The sequence below is a fragment of the Photorhabdus sp. RM322S genome, assembly GCF_042879395.1.
Lineage (GTDB): Bacteria > Pseudomonadota > Gammaproteobacteria > Enterobacterales > Enterobacteriaceae > Photorhabdus > Photorhabdus khanii.
The window spans coordinates 24,501-44,946 of record NZ_JBHFKW010000004.1; the positions used below are offsets into that span (position 1 = coordinate 24,501).

Annotated in this window: 17 protein-coding genes; 13 read left to right on the forward strand and 4 right to left on the reverse strand. The window is 42.3% G+C overall.

All coding sequences use genetic code 11. The features are described from left to right. The first annotated feature begins 285 nt into the window (after window positions 1-285). Genes ACGF63_RS03510 through ACGF63_RS03525 form a run of 4 tightly spaced genes read left to right on the forward strand, consistent with a single transcriptional unit; the run spans window position 286 to window position 6,497 of the window. Window positions 286-492, forward strand: a complete 207-nt coding sequence (locus ACGF63_RS03510) for a helix-turn-helix transcriptional regulator (RefSeq protein WP_261109885.1) — start codon at window positions 286-288, stop codon at window positions 490-492. Continuing rightward, window positions 489-3,605 carry a type I restriction endonuclease subunit R gene (locus tag ACGF63_RS03515; RefSeq protein WP_387628812.1) on the forward strand — a complete coding sequence of 1,039 codons (3,117 nt, stop codon included), beginning with the start codon at window positions 489-491 and terminating at the stop codon, window positions 3,603-3,605. The genes ACGF63_RS03510 and ACGF63_RS03515 overlap by 4 nt, the downstream gene beginning before the upstream one ends. Then, a complete protein-coding gene (locus ACGF63_RS03520) occupies window positions 3,599-5,233 on the forward strand; it encodes a class I SAM-dependent DNA methyltransferase (protein WP_387628815.1) in 1,635 nt (544 codons plus the stop codon). The genes ACGF63_RS03515 and ACGF63_RS03520 overlap by 7 nt, the downstream gene beginning before the upstream one ends. Further along, on the forward strand, window positions 5,226-6,497 hold the full coding sequence (locus tag ACGF63_RS03525; RefSeq protein ID WP_387628817.1) for a restriction endonuclease subunit S: 1,272 nt from the start codon (window positions 5,226-5,228) through the stop codon (window positions 6,495-6,497). Before ACGF63_RS03520 ends, ACGF63_RS03525 begins: the two co-directional genes overlap by 8 nt. Before the next feature lie 224 nt (window positions 6,498-6,721). Here the strand turns inward: ACGF63_RS03525 and ACGF63_RS03530 are convergent, their stop codons facing one another. Beyond that, on the reverse strand, window positions 6,722-6,937 hold the full coding sequence (locus ACGF63_RS03530; protein WP_387628820.1) for a hypothetical protein: 216 nt from the start codon (window positions 6,935-6,937) through the stop codon (window positions 6,722-6,724). Between the two features lie 294 nt (window positions 6,938-7,231). Here ACGF63_RS03530 and ACGF63_RS03535 point away from each other — a divergent pair, with 294 nt between their 5' ends. The 9 genes from ACGF63_RS03535 (at window position 7,232) to ACGF63_RS03575 (ending at window position 15,635) form a co-directional block, all read left to right on the forward strand. Next, window positions 7,232-8,260, forward strand: a complete 1,029-nt coding sequence (locus tag ACGF63_RS03535) for an inovirus-type Gp2 protein (RefSeq protein WP_387628822.1) — start codon at window positions 7,232-7,234, stop codon at window positions 8,258-8,260. A gap of 81 nt (window positions 8,261-8,341) precedes the next feature. Then, window positions 8,342-8,758: a putative zinc ribbon protein gene (locus ACGF63_RS03540; protein WP_387628824.1), complete on the forward strand. Its 417-nt coding sequence runs from the start codon at window positions 8,342-8,344 to the stop codon at window positions 8,756-8,758. A gap of 176 nt (window positions 8,759-8,934) precedes the next feature. Next, a complete protein-coding gene (locus ACGF63_RS03545) occupies window positions 8,935-9,768 on the forward strand; it encodes a TerY-P anti-phage system-associated VWA domain-containing protein (protein WP_387628827.1) in 834 nt (277 codons plus the stop codon). 7 nt (window positions 9,769-9,775) lie between these two features. Next, entirely contained in the window at window positions 9,776-10,495 is a 720-nt protein-coding gene (locus ACGF63_RS03550; RefSeq protein WP_387628830.1) for a TerY-P anti-phage system serine/threonine phosphatase, read from the forward strand. Between the two features lie 13 nt (window positions 10,496-10,508). Next, on the forward strand, window positions 10,509-12,212 hold the full coding sequence (locus ACGF63_RS03555) for a serine/threonine protein kinase (protein WP_387628832.1): 1,704 nt from the start codon (window positions 10,509-10,511) through the stop codon (window positions 12,210-12,212). Window positions 12,213-12,278: 66 nt separating this feature from the next. Then, a complete protein-coding gene (locus ACGF63_RS03560) occupies window positions 12,279-12,821 on the forward strand; it encodes a hypothetical protein (RefSeq protein ID WP_387628834.1) in 543 nt (180 codons plus the stop codon). Further along, window positions 12,818-13,090, forward strand: a complete 273-nt coding sequence (locus ACGF63_RS03565; protein WP_387628836.1) for a hypothetical protein — start codon at window positions 12,818-12,820, stop codon at window positions 13,088-13,090. The genes ACGF63_RS03560 and ACGF63_RS03565 overlap by 4 nt, the downstream gene beginning before the upstream one ends. Window positions 13,091-13,115: 25 nt before the next feature. Further along, window positions 13,116-14,081 carry a hypothetical protein gene (locus ACGF63_RS03570; RefSeq protein ID WP_387628839.1) on the forward strand — a complete coding sequence of 322 codons (966 nt, stop codon included), beginning with the start codon at window positions 13,116-13,118 and terminating at the stop codon, window positions 14,079-14,081. A gap of 267 nt (window positions 14,082-14,348) precedes the next feature. Next, window positions 14,349-15,635 (forward strand): hypothetical protein, encoded by a 1,287-nt coding sequence (locus tag ACGF63_RS03575; RefSeq protein ID WP_387628842.1) that lies wholly within the window; start codon window positions 14,349-14,351, stop codon window positions 15,633-15,635. A gap of 309 nt (window positions 15,636-15,944) precedes the next feature. On the opposite strand, the gene ACGF63_RS03580 is transcribed toward ACGF63_RS03575, so the two are convergent. The 3 genes from ACGF63_RS03580 to ACGF63_RS03590 all read right to left on the reverse strand — a co-directional run bounded on the left by ACGF63_RS03580 (window position 15,945) and on the right by ACGF63_RS03590 (window position 20,445). Then, entirely contained in the window at window positions 15,945-17,195 is a 1,251-nt protein-coding gene (locus tag ACGF63_RS03580; protein WP_387628845.1) for a GIY-YIG nuclease family protein, read from the reverse strand. Window position 17,196: 1 nt separating this feature from the next. Further along, a complete protein-coding gene (locus ACGF63_RS03585; RefSeq protein ID WP_387628847.1) occupies window positions 17,197-19,209 on the reverse strand; it encodes a DEAD/DEAH box helicase in 2,013 nt (670 codons plus the stop codon). 63 nt (window positions 19,210-19,272) lie between these two features. Next, window positions 19,273-20,445 carry a type IIL restriction-modification enzyme MmeI gene (locus tag ACGF63_RS03590; RefSeq protein WP_387628850.1) on the reverse strand — a complete coding sequence of 391 codons (1,173 nt, stop codon included), beginning with the start codon at window positions 20,443-20,445 and terminating at the stop codon, window positions 19,273-19,275. Between the last annotated feature and the right edge of the window lies 1 nt (window position 20,446).

Below are 20,446 nucleotides of genomic sequence, written 5' to 3' on the forward strand. Positions count from 1 at the left end.
GAGTTTTCCAGACTTATATAGCAACTTCTGCTTGAATTGGCCCGATATTCGCTCTCACGAAAGCGGTCGATTGCATAGTCTGGTGAACGCCAGATACGTCAGTTAATGTGGATGAGTTCTGTAAATGCTCGCGTCAGAAGGATTGGCCGTAAATCACCTTATGAGCAACCAGTAAAGTTCCCCTAACCAACAATTTTTTGAGTTGAACTGAAAAAATGTTCGGTAAGTCTAAAAAGTCGTATAGTGTTCCGATAGCCATTAACACGTTTGCATAGCAGGACAACAATGATTCGTTGCCATCTAGCCCGACTAATGGGTGAGCATAAAATGCGCATCGCTGATGTAGTCAGAGAAACCGGCATCAGCCGCAATACCATAACGCTGATGTACAAAGAAACTGCTCAAAAGGTTGATTTGGAGGCGGTAGATAAGCTTTGTGCCCTCTTCCAATGCGACATAAGCAAATTGTTTGAGAGGATACTTGAGGAATGATAACGCCTACCAAAATAGGGAAATTTACTGAAGATACTCGCGTAAAAATCCCAACGATTCTTCATCTCATTAGGTTGGGTTACACCTATCTGTCACTTAAAGGGCAGGATTGGGACAAGGGAACTAATATTTTTCCTGAGATCTTCAAAGCCTCTATTGCCAAGATCAATCCCAGTATTACCCCGGATGACGTAGAGCGCTTTCTTAAAGAGATAACACTCTTACTAGATAATGAAGATTTAGGGCGCGCATTTTTCGAAAAGCTAACAGACCGTTCTAATATCAAACTTATCGATTTTGAAAATTTCAACAACAACAGCTTCCATGTTGTTACCGAGCTGACTTGTGTCAATGGTGATGAAGAATTCCGTCCTGATATCACATTGCTGATTAATGGTATGCCATTGGTTTTCATTGAGGTTAAAAAGCCAAATAATCGGGAAGGCATTATTGATGAACGAAAGCGTATCAACGAACGTTTTCAGAACCCGAAATTCAGGCGTTTTGCAAACATCACCCAATTTATGATCTTCTCCAACAACATGGAGTATGACGACGGCGATCCGGAACCAATTCAAGGAGCATTCTACGCCAGTAGTTCGTATCATAAGCCCGTATTCAACTATTTCCGTGAAGAGGAAATTTTTGACCTGACAGCAATGTTAAAGCCGTTGTCTGAAGAATCTGAATTGGTTGTCTTAAAAGACAATAACCTTGAAGTGATTCGTAACAGCCCTGAGTTCCAGATCAATAAAGATTATAATCGACCAACTAATCGCATTTGTACTTCGCTCCTGAGCCGCGATCGTCTGGCATTTATTCTGCGCTATGCGCTGGTTTATGTCACAGAGTCCACTGGACTTGAGAAGCACATCATGCGCTACCCGCAGTTGTTTGCAACAAAGGCGATAGCACGTAAGTTAGATGCAGGACTCAAAAAAGGAATCATTTGGCATACACAAGGTAGCGGCAAAACTGCACTGGCCTATTACAACGTGAGTTTTCTGACGAATTATTTTCAGAAAAAGCAGGTGATCCCCAAGTTCTATTTTATTGTTGATCGGCTGGATTTATTACAACAGGCACATCGTGAGTTCACCGCTCGAGGATTAACGGTGCATCTTATCGATTCTCGTGAGGACTTTTCCCGAGATATTAAGGCAACACAGGTTATTCACAATCATCTTGGAAAGCCTGAAATCACTGTCGTCAATATTCAGAAATTTAAAGATGACCCTGATGTCGTTACAACCAAAGATTATGATGTCAGTATTCAGCGAGTCTATTTTCTAGATGAGGTTCATCGTAGTTATAATCCGACCGGCAGTTTCCTTGCCAATCTAACCCAGTCAGATAGTAATGCGATTAAAATAGGCCTGACCGGAACACCACTTCTTGGAACCGATTACAACTCGCGGTTACTGTTTGGTGAATATATCCACAAATATTATTACGATGCTTCCATTGCAGACGGCTATACACTGCGCCTTATCCGCGAAGAGATTGCCAGTAACTACAGAATGGTGTTACAGCAAACACTAAAAGATGCAGAAGTGCAAATGGGTAGCGGACAGCAGACTCAAGTCTATTCGCACCCAAGCTTTGTTAAACCAATGCTGGATTACATTACTACTGATTTCGAAAATAGCCGTAAAACCTACAATGACGACTCCATTGGTGGGATGGTTATCTGCTCCAGCTCTGAGCAGGCTAAACAGATGTTTGAACTTTTTAATGAAGAGTTTGCTTCTACTGATAAGCAATCTGAACAGGAAGATAGTGAAGGTTATTCGCAGGCTGCCGAGCCTCAGGCAGTTTATAGCATTCTCGCTCGTAAGAAGAGGTCCATTAAGAACGCAGCCTTAATCCTGCATGACGTTGGCACAAAGCAAGAGCGGAAAGATTGGGTAGACGATTTTAAAGCCGGGAAAATCGATTTGCTGTTTGTCTACAACATGTTGCTTACTGGCTTTGATGCAAAACGTCTGAAGAAGCTTTATCTCGGGCGCGTGATCCGAAAACATGGTCTGTTGCAGGCGTTAACCCGCGTAAATAGAACCTACAAGAATTTTCGTTATGGCTATGTGGTGGATTTTGCCGACATTAGTCAGGAATTTGATGACACTAATAAAGCTTACTTCGAAGAGTTGCAGGATGAGCTGGGCGACGAGATGGCGAACTACTCCCAGTTATTCAAATCTCAGGAGGAAATTCGCCAGGAAATCGAACATATCAAGAATGTACTGTTCCAGTTTGATACCGATAATGCAGAAATTTTCTCCGACCAAATCAACGAAATCCAAGATCGTGAAACCGCGCTGGTGCTGAAAAACGCTCTGGCCGATGCCAGAAGCCTGTATAACGTTATTCGTCTGCAGGGTGACTACGATTTCCTCACTGAGCTTGATTTTAACCGGCTCAATGTCCTCTACCGTGTCGCCAGTGCTCGCCTTGACTTGCTCAATCTGAGAGAGAATCTGGAACAGGGTGAGGATATCTCCGGGTTGCTAAATCGCGCGTTGGAAGATGTCATTTTCGAGTTTGTGAAGGTGGGCGAAGAGGAGCTGATTCTGGCCGACAAGCTGAAACAGACGCTACGTCGTACCCGTGAAGCATTAGCCAGCAACTTTGATCAGCAAGACCCACACTTCATTACCCTCAAAGAAGAGCTGGAACGCCTGTTTAAGAAAAAGAAACTCAGTGATGTCACGCAGCACGAAATGGTTGCGAATATTGGCACACTCAATAGAATTCATGACCGCATCAGAGAGCTGAATCGCCAGAACAACCTGCTCCGCCAGAAGTATCGAGGAGACCGGAAGTATGCCCGAACTCATAAGCGGTTACAGGAGCGCGGCGCATTTGGTGAGCCAGAGCGTAAAATTTTTGAGGCGTTGTTTGGTGTGAAGCAGGATGCAGATGAAAAAGTATTGAACAACAGCCAGATACTGAACAATGAAAGTTACTTTGAGAAACAACTGGTGTCTTGCGTGCTCAACCACTTCGAAGATGTGCACCATATCAACCTGAGTGCCGATGCAGCCAGAGACATCAACCGCCTGATTGTCACAGAATACCTGAACGAATTTAATACCGGAGCAAGAACGTGGTAGAGCTAGAATTTAGAGACAAAACTAAGACCCTGATCGATAACCTGAAAAGCATTTGTGCCAACTACGGGCTGGGTAACGATGGTAACGAATTCAAAATCATCACGCAGGCATTCTTGTACAAATTCCTGAACGATAAATTTGCCTTTGAGGCGAAAAAAGTTGATCCAAAGCTAGCTGATGAGAAGCGCTGGGAAGACGTGCTAAGTGCCATGAGCGAAGAGCAGTTAAACAAACTGCAACTCAAGATGAGCGCGGATACTGCAACCCTGAAGCCGCACCACTTCATCAGCTATCTGTTTAATAATCAAAACGATGCAGATTTTGCTAAAACTTTTGACGATACCTTGCTGGATATCGCAGTAACGAACAATGATGTCTTTGCGGTGAAAACTGATGGTGGCGCTAAAGTGGTGCTGTTCGACCGTATTAGCCAATATATTGCGGATGAATCTAAGCGTGATGACTTCTGCCGAGCCATTATCAATAAGCTGGGTCAATTCAGTTTTGAGCGTATTTTTACCCAAAAATTTGATTTCTACGCCACTATCTTTGAGTACCTGATTAAAGACTACAACAGCAACTCTGGCGGCAAATACGCCGAGTACTACACGCCGCACGCCGTGGCTCGCATTATGGCTGAGATTCTGGTGCCAAAAGAGCAGCAAGGCAAAGTGCGTGACGTGAGTTGTTATGACCCATCAGCCGGTTCCGGTACGCTGTTGATGAACGTAGCCCACGCCATCGGTGAGGATCGATGCAGTATTTTTGCTCAGGATATTTCACAGAAATCCTCCAGCCTGCTGCGTTTAAACTTAATCCTTAATAATCTGGTGCATTCGATTCCGAATGTGGTTCAGGGTAATACGATTTTGCATCCGTATCATAAAGAAGACCGGGAGATAAAACGCTTTGATTATATTGTCTCCAACCCTCCGTTTAAGATGGATTTCAGCGACTTCCGTGACGCTCTGGACAGCAAAGAGAATCAGGAGCGCTTCTTTGCCGGTATTCCAAAAGTACCGAAAGCGGCAAAGGACAAAATGTCCATTTACCAGTTGTTCCTACAACACATTATTTACTCGCTAAAACCGGGTGGTAAAGCTGCGGTGGTTGTGCCAACAGGATTTATCACTGCCCAGTCTGGAATTGATAAGGGGATTCGTGAACATCTGGTGAACAATAAGATGCTGGCGGGTGTAGTGTCTATGCCATCGAATATCTTTGCCACTACTGGCACCAACGTTTCGATTTTATTTATCGACGGCAGTAATAAAGAAGGTGTGGTATTGATTGATGCCTCGAACCTAGGGGAAAAAGTCAAAGATGGCAAAAACCAGAAAACGGTATTAAGCGAAAAAGAAGAGCAGCATATCTGCGAAGTTTTTAATAAAAAGTGGAGTGAAGAAGATTTCTCCGTGGTGGTTTCTTATGATGACATTGCAGCCAAAAAGTACTCACTTAGTGCCGGACAATATTTTGATGTGAAAATTGAATATACCGATATGACCCCGGAACAGTTTACCGAGAAAATGAAAGGATTTACCGATAATCTGGACAGTCTATTTAGTCAATCACGCGATCTGGAAGTTGAGATTAAGAAGCAGTTGTCGGGGTTGAAATATGAGTAATTTTTTAAACACAACGCTTGGTGAGCTAGTTAAAAAGGGAGGGGGAATAATTCATACAGGACCTTTTGGGAGTCAACTTCATGCGGCAGATTACGTTGCTGAGGGTATCCCATGCATCATGCCTGCAAACATGAAAAACAATCGAGTTGATCTTTCAAAGATATCATGTATCTCGGAAGAGGATGCTCAGCGGCTGTCTAAATATCTCGTTAAGAAAGGTGATATCGTTTACAGCCGTAGAGGCGACGTTACTTTAAAAGCTTTGATTAGAGATCAAGAAGTTGGTTATTTTTGTGGGACAGGTTGTTTATTATTACGGCCTGGGAGTAATTTAGATTCCGATTTTTTAACCTATTATTTAAGTTCACCAAAGATTCAGGGTTGGATTATTAGTCAGGCTGTTGGTGCGACAATGCCTAACTTGAACACTGGTATCTTAGCAAGAGTTCCTTTTAATGGACCGGAAAGAACCACACAGAAAAAACTTGCTAAAATACTGAGGGCAATCGATGACAAAATCGAACTCAATATCCGAATCAATACCGAACTAGAAGCGATGGCAAAAACGCTTTACGACTACTGGTTTGTACAGTTTGATTTCCCTGATACTAATGGTAAGCCGTATAAAAATTCCGGTGGAAAGATGGTACATAATCCAATCTTGAAGCGGGATATTCCGGTCGGCTGGAGCGCTTCAAATGTTTTATCGTTGGCTAATCTATTAGGTGGCGGTACGCCTACGAAAAAAAAATCTGAATATTGGGATGGTTCTATTCCATTTTTCACGCCAACAGATTCAAATGAAAATATTTATAGTCTACATACACAAGACAGTATTACTGAATCTGGGCTAAACAATAGTAGCACACGCTTATTTGAAAAAAACACTGTCTTTATTACAGCAAGAGGGTCAGTTGGCCGTCTTGTTCTTAATGCTGTACCTATGGCAATGAACCAGTCATGTTACGCACTGAGAGCAAAAAAAGGAATAAGCTTTGCTTTTTTATATTACCTCACCAAAGAGTTAATTCATCACCTAGAAGTGAAAGCGTCAGGCTCAGTATTTAACTCAATTGTTTCAAGTGATATTGAATATACTAAACTGGCTTTACCTGACAATACTGATTTAATAGATAATTATGCAAAGAGAATAGAGCCTGTCTTTGAAAAAATCGAATTACTGACAAAAGAAAATCAGCAACTATCTAAACTCCACGACTGGCTTCTTCCTATGTTAATGAATGGGCAGGTAACAGTAAGGTAACGATGAGTCCCATATTCCGGCGGCGGTTTACTGTAAGAGAGCTTGTCCATCAGGCGTAACGACTAACAAAATAAAGGTGACAGCTCAAGCGGTCACCTAATTTAAAAATTTATAGATTCAACCACGCATCATTTTTCAAATTTTTATCTTCTTGATACCATTGCAAATTTTTCATTTTTATTTCCATCTCATTCTTATATTTGTGATTGAAATCTTGGCTCGAGCTATCTATTCCACAGCGCCTTATGTATTTTTCCTGTCTGATGATAATCAGAAACCAAATCGATAAATTCTTTAAAATCCTTGTTCTCTACCACCAGATGGTTAACGGATTGCCAGTCAATACTGGTTCGCTCTCGCGCCGGGATGAGAGTCTGGCTATTACCCGGATCTTGCGGGTTAAGCAGGATCACACCGATACCATGCAATGCTATAATCACACCTAATTAACCAACTCTTAATTACGCATTATTCAAACAAAGTGAGAAGCTATTTGATAATCATTAGCTCACAGTTACCATGCTAAAGGTTAACAGATACAATCTCACTCAGTGATTATGCATAACTGATGCTACACCGTTATTCCATTTGACTTATTAACTATCAGCCCCCTCTACCTATTAAACCAGCCATAAAACCGTAACGTGTAAATACAGAGATATCAGTAAGTAACTTTCATCAGTCAACCATTGTCTGCCAGTAATCGCTGGTAGACACCTTTACGAGTATTTATAATGAATTTACCTGATAACGTTTTATCATCACATGCTGACATCCACATTGATAATGACCAGCTGAATCTGGTTATTACTACCGACCACGAATCAAGAGACCAGATAGAATCTCTGGATACCTGTCTTAAAAATCTGAGCAAAGATCATTCGTTACCTTTTACTGTCATGTTTAATCGCACTGACTATAAGCAGAATGAAGGTGCTATATGGCTACTGGATGCGCTACGCTATCTGGAAATACTGGAGAAGGCTTACCTGAATAACCGTGAAGTCAATCCCCGTATCGCACTGTTTCGTCGACTACTGAATCAAACAGACTTACGCTTTCGTGTTCATCACGGAAAAATATTACCACCGGACCCAATAACAACTGCTGAGTTACTGAATAAGCTTGCGCAGAATTATCGCTCAGCAGTTCGCCAGTCTGATTTCAAAAAAGCGAGTAAAAAGTATAAACGGACTTCGGTGAAAAACCTGAAAGGCGCATGGAATTATCTCCGTCATCTGCAGTCCCGCTATTCGCGTCTTCTGGTATTAAGGGTGGATTTATCCTGGAATGATGAACATAAATCAGCGATCACCGCTGATATGGCCCGTGAATGCCGTCAGAAGCTACTTCGTAACATGAAAAAGAACCCGCTGTTTCGCCATGTACTGGGGACGGTATGGAAGCTGGAGTATGCCCCTTCCCGCCAGTTTCATTATCACATGCTCTTTGTGCTCAATGGTCACAAGGCACAGCAGGACGTCAGTCTGGCCCGGGCATTTGGTGAGTACTGGAAAGACACCATCACTAAGGGCGAAGGGCATTATTACAACTGTAATGCTCACAAGGACCGTTATACCGAGTGCGGTATAGGCAAGCTGGAGCGTGGGAATACATCAATGGAAAAAGGGTTGCTCAAGGCAGTCAGCTATCTGACCAAAATTGATGCCTGTGCTCGCCTGGTGCTCCCGGGGAATGCCAGGACCTTTGGTCGGGGTGAAATCAAAGCACTGAAGACAAGAAAGAAACAGCGCAGGTCGTAATACCCATCTTTTCTGCACACCCCATTTAACCCCACAAAGCCAGCACACCACGCTGGCTTTTTTTATGTTCCGGAGCTGATTATGTACCATTTTGTTTTTGCCCCTGATGCCGTCACCAGACGAGGGGAATGGGTAACACCGGAGACTGTCGAGCAGGAGGATTATGACTCGCTGTTCTGTGTCAGTTGTAAACTGAAGATTGGCGTTCATGTCGAGCCACTGACGAGTGTGAAGAGTTTTGTTCACCAACCAGGGGAGATTCAACACTTCAAGCAGTTAAAGGCGTGTCGATACAATCGGAGAGTCGAAGCCTCTGATATGCGAAAAGATCCAGGGCAAGCCTTCCCCTCCTTCACAAAGCTTCGGTTGCGTCAGGCCACAGTGGTACGGAACTGGCACTGTGTCTGGTGCCAGCTTTGCTGGCATGGCGAAAAATACTGTCCGCTATGCAAAGACTGGATATATGCCATTAGTTGTCGTGATGAATGCACCGGATAAAAACATTAATGATAATTATGTTTTATTTATTAAAATCAGTTATATATAAATATAAAAGTTGTGAAATGTGATATTCGTCAAAGCATGTCAAAAAGTTTTGACTGTTCTTTGGGCATCATTCGCAATTGTCTAACAACTTGATAGGATAGGAACAATCTCAAAAAGGAAAATGACATATGGCATACGAAGCTCAAATTAGCCGTACTAATCCAGCAGCATTTCTTTTCGTCGTCGATCAATCAGGTTCAATGTCCGACAAAATGTCTTCCGGCCGAAGCAAGGCTGAGTTCGTCGCCGATGCGCTTAATCGAACTTTAATGAACCTAATCACTCGCTGCACCAAGTCTGAAGGCGTACGTGACTATTTCGAAATTGGTGTTTTAGGTTATGGCGGTCAAGGGGTTTCTAATGGCCTCTCTGGTCCGCTGGGAGGACAAGTCCTCAACCCAATTTCTGCTCTAGAACAGAATCCTGCCAGAGTAGAAGATCGCAAACGGAAGATGGATGATGGAGCAGGCGGAATCATCGAGACAGCAATTAAGTTTCCAGTATGGTTCGATCCTATTGCTAGTGGCGGCACGCCTATGCGTGAAGCCCTAACCAGAGCCGCCGAAGAGTTGGTGACTTGGTGTGATGCCCATCCGGATTGCTATCCTCCGACTATCCTGCATGTGACTGACGGCGAATCAAACGACGGTGACCCGGAAGAGATTGCCAATCATCTACGACAAATTCGCACCAATGACGGTGAAGTTCTGATTCTTAATATCCATGTCAGTTCTCTCGGAAATGATCCAATCAGATTCCCCTCCTCTGACACTGGCTTACCGGATGCCTACGCTAAGCTGCTTTTCCGTATGTCCAGCCCTCTTCCGGAACATCTGGTGCGTTTCGCGCAGGAAAAAGGTCATACAGTCGGTATAGAATCTCGTGGATTCATGTTCAATGCTGAGGCTGCCGAACTCGTCGATTTCTTCGACATCGGAACCCGCGCTTCTCAGCTGCGTTGAGTCAGCAATGAAACTGGAATTCTCAGGGACAGTTCCAAAAGATCCTGGATACCCTGAGGCGAATGAAGATAAATTTGCCTTCTCCGACGACGGGAGAAGGCTTGCTCTATGTGATGGAGCGAGCGAGTCCTTCAACTCAAAGTTATGGGCTGATCTTCTTGCTCGTAAATTTATCGCAGATCCGAAAGTAAATCCTGAATGGGTAGCATCTGCTTTAGCGGAATATTCTGCCACGCATGACTTCCCTTCTATGTCTTGGTCCCAGCAATCGGCATTCGAAAGAGGCAGTTTTGCGACACTAATAGGTGTAGAGGAATTTGAAGAGCATCAGGCGGTAGAGATTCTTGCTATTGGAGATAGCATCACCATGCTGGTTGATTGCGGGAAACTCATTTGCGCATGGCCTTTCGATAATCCAGAAAAATTTAATGAGCGGCCAACACTGCTTGCTACGCTGCCCGCTCATAACGATTTCGTCGGTGGAAGCACTTTCTGGAAACGGCATGGGAAAACTTTTTACCTTGAAAAACTCACCCAACCCAAACTCCTCTGTATGACAGATGCGCTCGGCGAATGGGCACTGAAACAAGCGCTGGCAGAGGATTCTGGTTTTATCGAATTACTTTCGCTGCAAACTGAGGAAGAGCTGGCAGAGTTAGTCCTGAGAGAGCGTGCAGCAAAACGTATGCATATCGACGACTCAACACTGCTTGTACTATCGTTTTAACGCGGAAAGAAAGATGCCTTACCCATCTCTTGAACAATACAACCAAGCGTTTCAGCTACATAGTAAGCTGCTAATCGATCCTGAATTGAAATCTGGCTCTGTTGCCACAACAGGGTTGGGTCTACCTCTAGCCATCAGCGGTGGCTTTGCACTGACCTATACGATCAAATCAGGCGTTAAGAAATACGCCGTTCGTTGCTTTCATAGAGAGTCAAAGGCTTTAGAATGCCGTTATGAGGCTATCTCGAGGAAAATTTCCAGCCTACGTTCACCCTATTTTCTCGACTTCCAGTTTCAGCCCCAAGGGATCAAAGTCGAAGGAATATCATACCCTATCGTCAAAATGGCATGGGCTAAGGGAGAGACACTAGGAGAGTTCCTTGAGGTCAACAGGCATTCTGCACAAGCATTAGCGAAACTATCTGCATCGATTGAATCACTTGCTGCCTACCTTGAAAAAGAAAAAATTGCACATGGTGATTTCCAGACCGGAAACCTGATGGTTTCCGGCGGAGGCGCAACCGTCCAGCTAATCGACTATGACGGAATGTTCGTTGATGAGATTAAGACATTAGGAAGCTCGGAGCTGGGGCATGTCAATTTTCAGCATCCCCGCCGTAAAGCAACGAATCCGTTCAATCACACTCTGGACCGTTTCTCACTTATTACGCTCTGGCTAGCTCTTAAAACCTTGCAAATCGATCCGTCCATTTGGGATAAATCAAATTCGGAACTGGATGCAATCGTTTTTCGAGCTAATGACTTTGTAGACCCCAGATCATCTTCCATCTTAGGGATGCTATCAAGCATTCAACAGCTTTCCACCTATGTAAAGAATTTTGCCGCAGTCTGCGCTTCCGCGATAGAAAAAACACCTTCCCTTAATGACTTCATTGCTGGCAGAAACATTCCCGTATCCCTAGCAACTATTAGTATGAATGGGGATATACCAAGCAGCAGACTGAAGCCCGGTTACATCGGTGCCTACACAGTATTATCAGCCCTAGAGTACAGCGCCTGCCTTCAGCGAGTTGGTGATAAAGTTGAAGTTATCGGGAAGATTATTGACGTCAAACTCAATAAGACCCGAAATGGCAAACCATACATCTTTGTTAATTTCGAAGATTGGCGCGGTAATATCTTTAAAATATCAATATGGAGCGAAGGCATTAGTGCTTTACCTTCAAAACCCGATGCCTCATGGATCGGGAAATGGATTAGTGTAATCGGTCTTATGGAACCGCCTTACGTTAGCGGGAAATACAAATATTCACATATCTCAATTACAGTAACGACTATCGGTCAAATGACCGTTCTTTCAGAAAAAGATGCCCGTTGGCGTCTTGCTGGGCCAAACGATAGTCGACAAACATCAACTTCTACTAGAAGTAATCAGGAAGTCCTAGAGCGGATTAAGGGTAAGAGCACCACTTCAACTCCTATGCCTATGAGCACTAACGCCACAACTGCAAACCAGGCAATCCTCAACAAGTTACGGGCTTCTACACAAACTGTAGCGCCAGCAAGAGCGCAAACTCAGCATGTAGTACCTAATAAATCATCAACACATTATGTGGCACCGACGAGAACATCAGCTTCACAGCCGGTATCACCAGCTCAAAACATTCCGAGTAAGACTGTTACTTCAAATCAACAGGCTTCTAAGACAAATGTAATCATAAAGATTTTCAAATGGCTTTCGAGATTGTTGCATTAGTCAGCAAGGCGGGCGATCTGCTTATCACGATGCTTGTTTCCTAACTATCGAAAAATAAGGTAAAAAATGGACGCGGAGAAAATTCAGTCAGATATAGATGCTCTTTTGACATATATGAACGATGACATGGAGAACCTCGGAGAAACGATCAAAACTGTTTCATTTGCATTTGATATGGACCAGAACGATCGCATTGCTATTGACGAGCGGTTTCACTGGTCGGAAGAGTATTTGTTCAAAATCATCAACATCTGCCATTCCCGTTCTCTTCTACGTAAGGACTATGGAGATTTTGAACATGTATCCCTGACAGAAGAAGGCCAGAGCCGGGCTATATCAGTCAAACATGGGAAAAACCGTTCTTACGAGTTAGGAGCCAGCATGCAAATCGCGACGCTAAATGTTCATGGGCCAGCACAGGTTGGTAATGGTAATACACAAAACATTCACAATGTATTTAATCAATTACTTCAGCAGATCGAGGAATCTTCAGCTTCTGACGAAGAAAAGCAGGAAGCCAAAAGCCGGCTTGCTAAATTTTTGGAACACCCTTTGGTTGGCTCTATTGTCGGAGGTCTAGCTGGTTCGCTTCCAGGTCTGACGGGATGATGGAAGACCTTAAAGAAACGATCCGGCTGCGTTGTACATTCTGTCGCTCAGAGCAGTTTGCCTTACCTTACACGGATTACTCACCTCCTGGTCACAGCTTTGTCATTTGTGCCAACTGTGGGAGGGAAAATGACGTGACATCTCTGCTCATCGTCGCTAAATCGAAAGGGATGGAAATAGCTAAAGCGTATGCTGATGAACTAGTTGAACAGATGAAAAAGGATCTGGTTAAATCCTTTAAAAACAATAAATTCATAAAGATAAAGTGATTGCTAAAATCATCATGGAGGAAGTATGACAAAGACGAAAGTACTATTTGCTTATTGCAATGAGTTAGATCGATGTGTATCCATTGATGAAGCAAGAACAGAATTCTTTTCTAGAAAGCCACATGACAGACAACGATTCACTTTTTCCTGCAGCGATCGCAACTGCAACGTCACCATTAGGGGCGTTAACTATCATGTTAAGGCGGAAGACGGGAATAAATTCAAAGCTGCACATTTCCGTTCACCACATCCCCATCATCTGGGATGTGAATGGATGCAGTTTACGGAGGAAGCTGATCAGGTCCGTCAGCCTGATGAGACAGAGGCTGACTACACAGAAAGAAAGGCCAAGCAGAAGCTAAATGATTTTATCAATTGCTTCGATCCTTGTACTGATGAGAAAGATGCTGAGCAAAACAAATCTAGTCAACCTGCACTACTTTCACAAGTAAAAAAATCCATCAAGGACGATGATTCTTCTACCGATAAAGCCCACAAGTGGAGTCGTTATACACGTACTAACCAACTCCAGCGGCTGGTAGACACCTGGCAGGAGGCTAGAGAAATTCTTAGTTACGACGAGTTCAGGACATTAAGATTAAGAGTCCTACGCCACGGGCAGATCAATCTCCATGAATACATAACACATATTCAGAAAGGACTAACAAACCAATACGCAGGTGTCATTTATGGAGGTGGCTCTCTGATGAAACGCTATGGCCGTGGTTTTCTCATTAATTTCTTCGATAAACATGATGATAAACCCGTTCGTCTGTATATCGATAAGAACCTTATGGAAAAAGGACGATTCGGCCATTACGTTGATGAAATTTTGGGAACTGAAGATGTCAGATATTTTCGAGTCTTTTTGTTAAATCCGGATGTCTCCGAAAGAGAAGATCGAGCAGGCAAGTCCGTTATCAACCTTGAGATATCAAGCCTGCGACAAATGGCGATTTACTACGAGCTTAACTCCTCTAAGGAGGATTAACCTCCATTAACTTATGCAGATAATCAATTTTTTTAATCTTAGATATGAGCTGATATTCATTATCGTGTAGAACACAATCCAATGTTACAACCTACTATGAGCGAGAAGTGGGATTATTAAATCCCATAAGTATTAGAAGAGTCAGTCTTGACCGGAAGTATCCGGTAAGCGATTTAGTCGCATAGCTTATTGCCCCAACAGGCAGTACGAATATATATAATGTGGCTTATCTTATTATGAACTTTTACGGATAATTTAGGATGAAAAATGAACATTGTTCGCAGCATGGGTATAGAAGAAAAAGCTGATCTCATTGAATCCAGTGCTTCACGTTATTACTTTCGTGAAGTGTATAGCAGCTATATAAATGGCAATTACCGAGCGGCTGTAGTATCACTTTGGTCAGTTTTAGTCTGCGATGCAGTTTACAAAACGCAAAAGCTTTTTGAACTTACAGGTGATGCTTGGGCGCAAAAGAAGCTAATCACTATTGAAAAACTGCAGCAGGAAAATAGTAAATCCTCCGAGTGGGAGCTGGACCTTTTTGAAGGATTTTACACCAACAAAAAATTTATCGGAATTGGTGAAATTTCGAACATAAGAGATATCCAGAAAAAAAGACATCTCTGTGCACACCCAGTGTTGTCGGAGGATAATGCCCTATACACCCCCAATAAGGAGTCGGTAAAAAGCATGATTTTAAACGCTCTGGATGATTTTCTGATACGTAAGAACTATTATGGAAAAGATATCTTTCCAGTACTAAGAGACACTCTAAAAGAAAATAGTGAATACTACTCAGAATTAAACAATATCAAACCCCTCATTGATAAATACTGTCAGAGGTTAACTCCCTCAGCAATTTATCAGATATTTAGAAACTTCTACAAATTCAGTTTTAAATTAGATGACGAAGATGCAGTTAAATATCGAATGATGAATCAAAGTGCTTGTTTTCATCTGTACAAGGAAGTAAAAAAAAGTGATACTCTCATCCAAAAAATGAAAGAGGAAATTGATTTTTTTGAGAACATTTCCTTCAAAACAAACACCCTTACCTTCCTCTTTCATTTTCTGTCCCTCAATAGAGAAGTCTATGATGCTTTTTCTAAAGAGATGCGTGACCGCCTGAAAACCTACCGTGACAAGGAAACTGAAGATGATATTTTTTATGGTCTTAAGATTTGTAGTATGTTTTCATTCAAAAAACCTGACGATTACTGCAAATTTTTGAAGGATACATTAGATGATAATCAGATCAGGCGATTTACAATCGCAGAGTATGAATTTATTACCGAAGTTTACCATGACATGGATTGCCGCGAGGCCTTACAAAATATATCGATTTCGTATGCAGAAAACTCTTCCAGCTATGACGATGCAGACAACCGATTCAACCTTGTGCTTAGCGAAAAATTGCTGAACTCATTTACCATTGAACAGTTGAACAGGCTGCTCACATGTTTCAGTACCAATAGCCAAATTAGTGAAAGACGTCGTAGTACAATAGACCAAAAAAGATTAGAAAAAAGACTGGAGGAGATAACAGTCTGAATGTCAGTATGTTGTTCTATTTGTCTGTGGGCAATCTTTGGCTGAGCAGTGTTCAGATCGCTACGCAAAAATCCAATCTATGCTACTCACGTTACCCTCATTCATCCACATCAGGCTGGCTTTGCCAGTCTGATAATTCCCTCGATGAGTCGGTTTTATCTGCTACAAAATGCGTTCGGACCTTCATAAACAGAAAAATATCACTGGTCTTCTGTTTATGAAGGTCTATTCAGGAAAATGATATAAATCTAAAATCGTTTCTAATGAGAATATTTTGCCATAAGCATTCACCACAACCAGCCATAACAATCAACGTTTCGAAACAATTTTTCCCGTTGTGTTATCCAGACGGTATTGAGAAATAGTACCATCCACAATATATTGAATTACAGCCTGTACTGTAGCCAGAGGGACATTAAACCATTCCTTCGGTGCATAAACCTGACCTGTATAGCTTGTAAGCGTAATGCTAAGACGACGAGTTGCTAGAAAACCATGTACTAAAGCTTCAAGTTTTTGTGCATTTAAATTGAAACATTGGTTAGTGGCTACAATTCTGACAGGAGCCTCAAGAAAAGTACGGTCTTTTTCAGCATTTTTGATTCGCTGTTCTACAGTCGTTTCAGTAAAACCAATTTTGTATAAATTTTGTTTATAAGGTATGAGCGCAGGGTCTTTACTCTTAGTTGCAAGTATATAAACCAAACCAGATCGAACAGAAACATCTAAAGGTATCAGTTTCTGACCATTGAGTTGCACTTTGCGCCCTTCTTTGTCCCTCACTAAGCCATGAGTTAAGGACTGATAGAGCATATTCATTTCAGTGCCATTTTCAAATATCAGGTGTAGACGCGCATTATAAGTACTATATTCATTCAGACGCTCACCCGCACTATGTACGTAACCAATCACGCCGTTAAGAACAAAAAAATCACCTTCGTTAATTTTTAATTTATGCGTAAAACGTTCTAGACCGAATATACCATTTTTTAAGCCATCTCGTAATTGAAGAAAGAGAGGCTCAAACCGCTGAAAATCGGGACAAGGCTGTCGTTGAGCAATTTCATCGGGTTGATCTTTTCTATCAACCGAAACATGCGTCATGCTAAAAATATCAGGCTCATCGAAATTTAGCAGTTCATCATCGTCATCTGCAAAAATGTCTTCCAATGAGGTAACAAGTTCTGATTTATTGATATAAGCGGGTGCTTCAGACTCTGCGGCCAAGTTGGTATGTATATAGTCCGAACTGTTTGATTCCAGTAAGTTATAGAAATCTATGGATCTTAGTTGTAAACACAAATCTGGGTTCTCTTTAATACTCTTTAAGCGCCTTGCAAGGCGCTTTTCATCAAGAGATACCGTATTTCCTTCAGTTGGAAGCCGACCATGCAGTTCGTAATACGCTACGATTTCTGAAAATTGATTACCATACAGGTTATCTAATCCTGATTTGGGTTTAAGCGGTTGCACGTCAAGCAGGTCGAATTCATCGTCCTCTGAAATGATACTATTCAATGTCGATTTACCAGACAGGTGATTAGTCGATAAACGGATCATATTACTGTCCCTGTTTTGCCATCTGTTGCTGTTTCATCTTACGTATAAACGCTAAAGCTTCCGCATACCGTACCTCAATCGGGTCACTTGAGTTCAACGATGGTTCTTGTCCGTGCTCTTTTTTGAATTGTTTAATCTTAGGCCAAAGGATTACAGCTTCCTCTTCAGAAACTTGAGATTTACTGGCACTGACAGCCTCCTGAATGGTCTTCAGCATAGGAGCCGTAACCGACTTAGAGAGGATCTCATAAGCACCATGAAATGGATTAATGGAATCAATCAGATCTATATCAAGATTGTCGATGCAAAGGAATTTCTCGCCCATTTTAAGAAACTGTTTTCCAACAACGCTTGAACTGGATTCCATCCCAGAATTATCTCCCATGTCTATTACGGCATCAGACGGCAGGTCTTCACCCTCGAATAATCCGCCTTGCTGAGTAATTAGCATACTTTGTAGGATACCCTGCCTTATTTGTTCTTGTTCCTCAACAGTCAAGTCAGGGTAAAGAGTTTGAATCACTGCGGGCAACGCCACCTGAGTGATAGTTTCAGGCGGAGCGGTTTCACTGATTGCTTCTTTTACAGTTTGTTCGTTAGCCATTAACGTTGCCATAATCTCATTCTTGTCGCCATTAAGAATGTCTAGCACCTTTTGGGATACAGGTGTGCTTGATGAATCGTCAACTAATAGGGTATTCGGCGGTAGTGGTTTTCCGTCCCATTGCGAACGGGGTTTGAACTGGATGCTGGGGGCAAGAATCTGTTCCATTAATAACGAGGTCGTAATCGCTTTTAGCATGTTGTTGACCGATGATTTTACATCGTCATCCTGCGCATCTGGCTGGGCAATTAAGTTGGTGAATTGCGCATGTTTTTTGCCAATACAATCACGTGTGGCACGGCCAATAATCTGTACGATTTCTGTTAACGAACTGCGGTAACCAATGGTCAAAACATGTTCACAAAATGGCCAGTCAAAACCTTCTTTAGCCATGCCCAACGCGATGATAATGTCTATGTCATCGGCAGCTTTGATATTACGCAGATAGGCTTGGATTTTTGGCCTTTCAATGGGGTTATCATCGACCAGATTAGCTAATTTAAGCAAACGTCCATCTTTAGCCTCAATATGGTATACACCTGTGACTGTGTCGCGTTTTAACACATTTCCCAAAACATCCAGAATAGCATCTACTTCTCCATGCTTGTCCTTAGTGGATTCACCAGAGTTAACATTTGGGATATGAATTATAGTTTTCTTATTAGCATCCAGAACTGAAGGTAAAGCTTCAATATAAGGCCCTTGGTAAAAATGGTAACCGATACCCAAGGATTTCAAGTATTGGTAACCGTTTAGCTGCTCATAGTAGGTATAAGTAACCTTTGTGAACAATGCTTCATCTTCGGCCAACAAGATAGGTACCGTATCACCCCGGAAGTAAGAGCCAGTCATAGCGATAATGTGCGCACTTGATTTTTTCATCAATTCATCAATGAGGCTACCCAAGCGGTTATCACCGTCTGCTGAAACATGGTGGAACTCATCAATAGCTACAAGACAATTATCAAAATCAGTCACTGCTAATTTTTCAAAAGCAAAACGCAAGGTTGCGTGAGTACACACAAGAATCTTGTCATCACTGGTCATAAAGCACTGGAAAGCTTTGACCTTTCCTGACTCACCGCCATCTACACATAGGTTATTTTCCGGTTTAACAACCCAGTCAGCGAAAAAACCATGCTCACTGAGCCTGGTATCTTGAAATGAACCCCCGATGGATTTTTCCGGGACCGCGACTATCACCTTTCTCAAATTCTGATGTTCCAGCTTATCCAGGCCAAGAAACATAAGTGCACGCGATTTTCCGCAGGCTGGGGGAGCTTTAATCAACAGATACTGACTATCACGTTCAGCAAAAGCTCGGGCTTGCATTTCACGCATTCCCATCGAGTTAAGGCTAGAACTTTGCCCCGTTTGGCTATACTCGACATGTAAAAGGTTATTCATCATAAATCCTTATATTTCATGGGTACTTTTAACTGTTGTGAATTCAAAAAGCCAGCAAACGCAGTGTCACTTTTGAACTAATTTTTCATAGCGGGCTAACAGATAGCTTAACCGGTCGGCAGCATCTTTGAATGGGCGCTCTCGATAAAGCCTATCAACTGCTTTATCTAACCTCTGGTGCGCAATTAGTAAATCAGATGGCATTTTCTCAGGATCGTAAAGTTCAGCTAACGTCCTGCCGGGAAATTCTTCACGAGTTAGAATAACCTCCTCAGCTAATCGTTCGATCTCTTTACTCTGAGTTTCAGTAACATCTGGCCAAGGAAATGGATTATAGGCTACTGATGCGGCATATCTATAGTCGCTTTTGAGTCTTCCGGCCACAAGCCTCATCCAGTCATTATGCAGTAATGATGAAAGAATACCGAACTCGTATAATGTACCGTTAGGAATAAATAAATTTGCATCACTACATATAACATTCGAAGATAAAAAACCCATTGGAATATAAACTCTTCTTTCAGAAGAGTGACGAGGTACAAGAATATAATTCCCAGAAGTCGGCTGACGTACTTCATCAAAAATATGCGAATAATTTGCCTTCTTCTTCGTACTGGATTTCGGGCTTTTTATTCTGAATTGGTAAACAGCGGAAATACGTTTCTGAACTAATGGCATACTTTCCAAATCAGAATCAGTCGCATCAACAAGCCATAATACCCAACGTTCAATGCTATTTATAAATTCATTGGCGCCGACTATTTTCTTTATCCAACGTTCCGCCTGCGGTTCATATTTTACAAGATCATTTCGTTCATCTGTCGTCAAAAAAAGATGCCCACCATCAGTAGGTTTATTCCCATAAACGAGCAATGGAACATTTTCTATTAATGGATCGTTCCTTCCTAAAACAGCAGTATTATCACCCTCAACCAAGTATGGGCTAATATTTTCAACTAAATGGTGATGCAATCCATCAGCACTTTGATTAAATATACGTCTAAGCTTATTTTTACAAGTAAGGCCGATTATTACCACATGGACTGCAGCTTTGTCACGAGCATTATTCGCCCAAGCAAAGGTGGTGTAAGCAAAGTGGATATTAATATCTAAACTAAATATCTGGGGCCAAAGAATTGCTACCTGTTCCCCTTGGCAAACTGAATTAGTTGAAACCAGTGCCAACTCCAGGGCGCGAGCATACTTTTTTAACACCTCTTGAATGAGAAGTAATGGCATG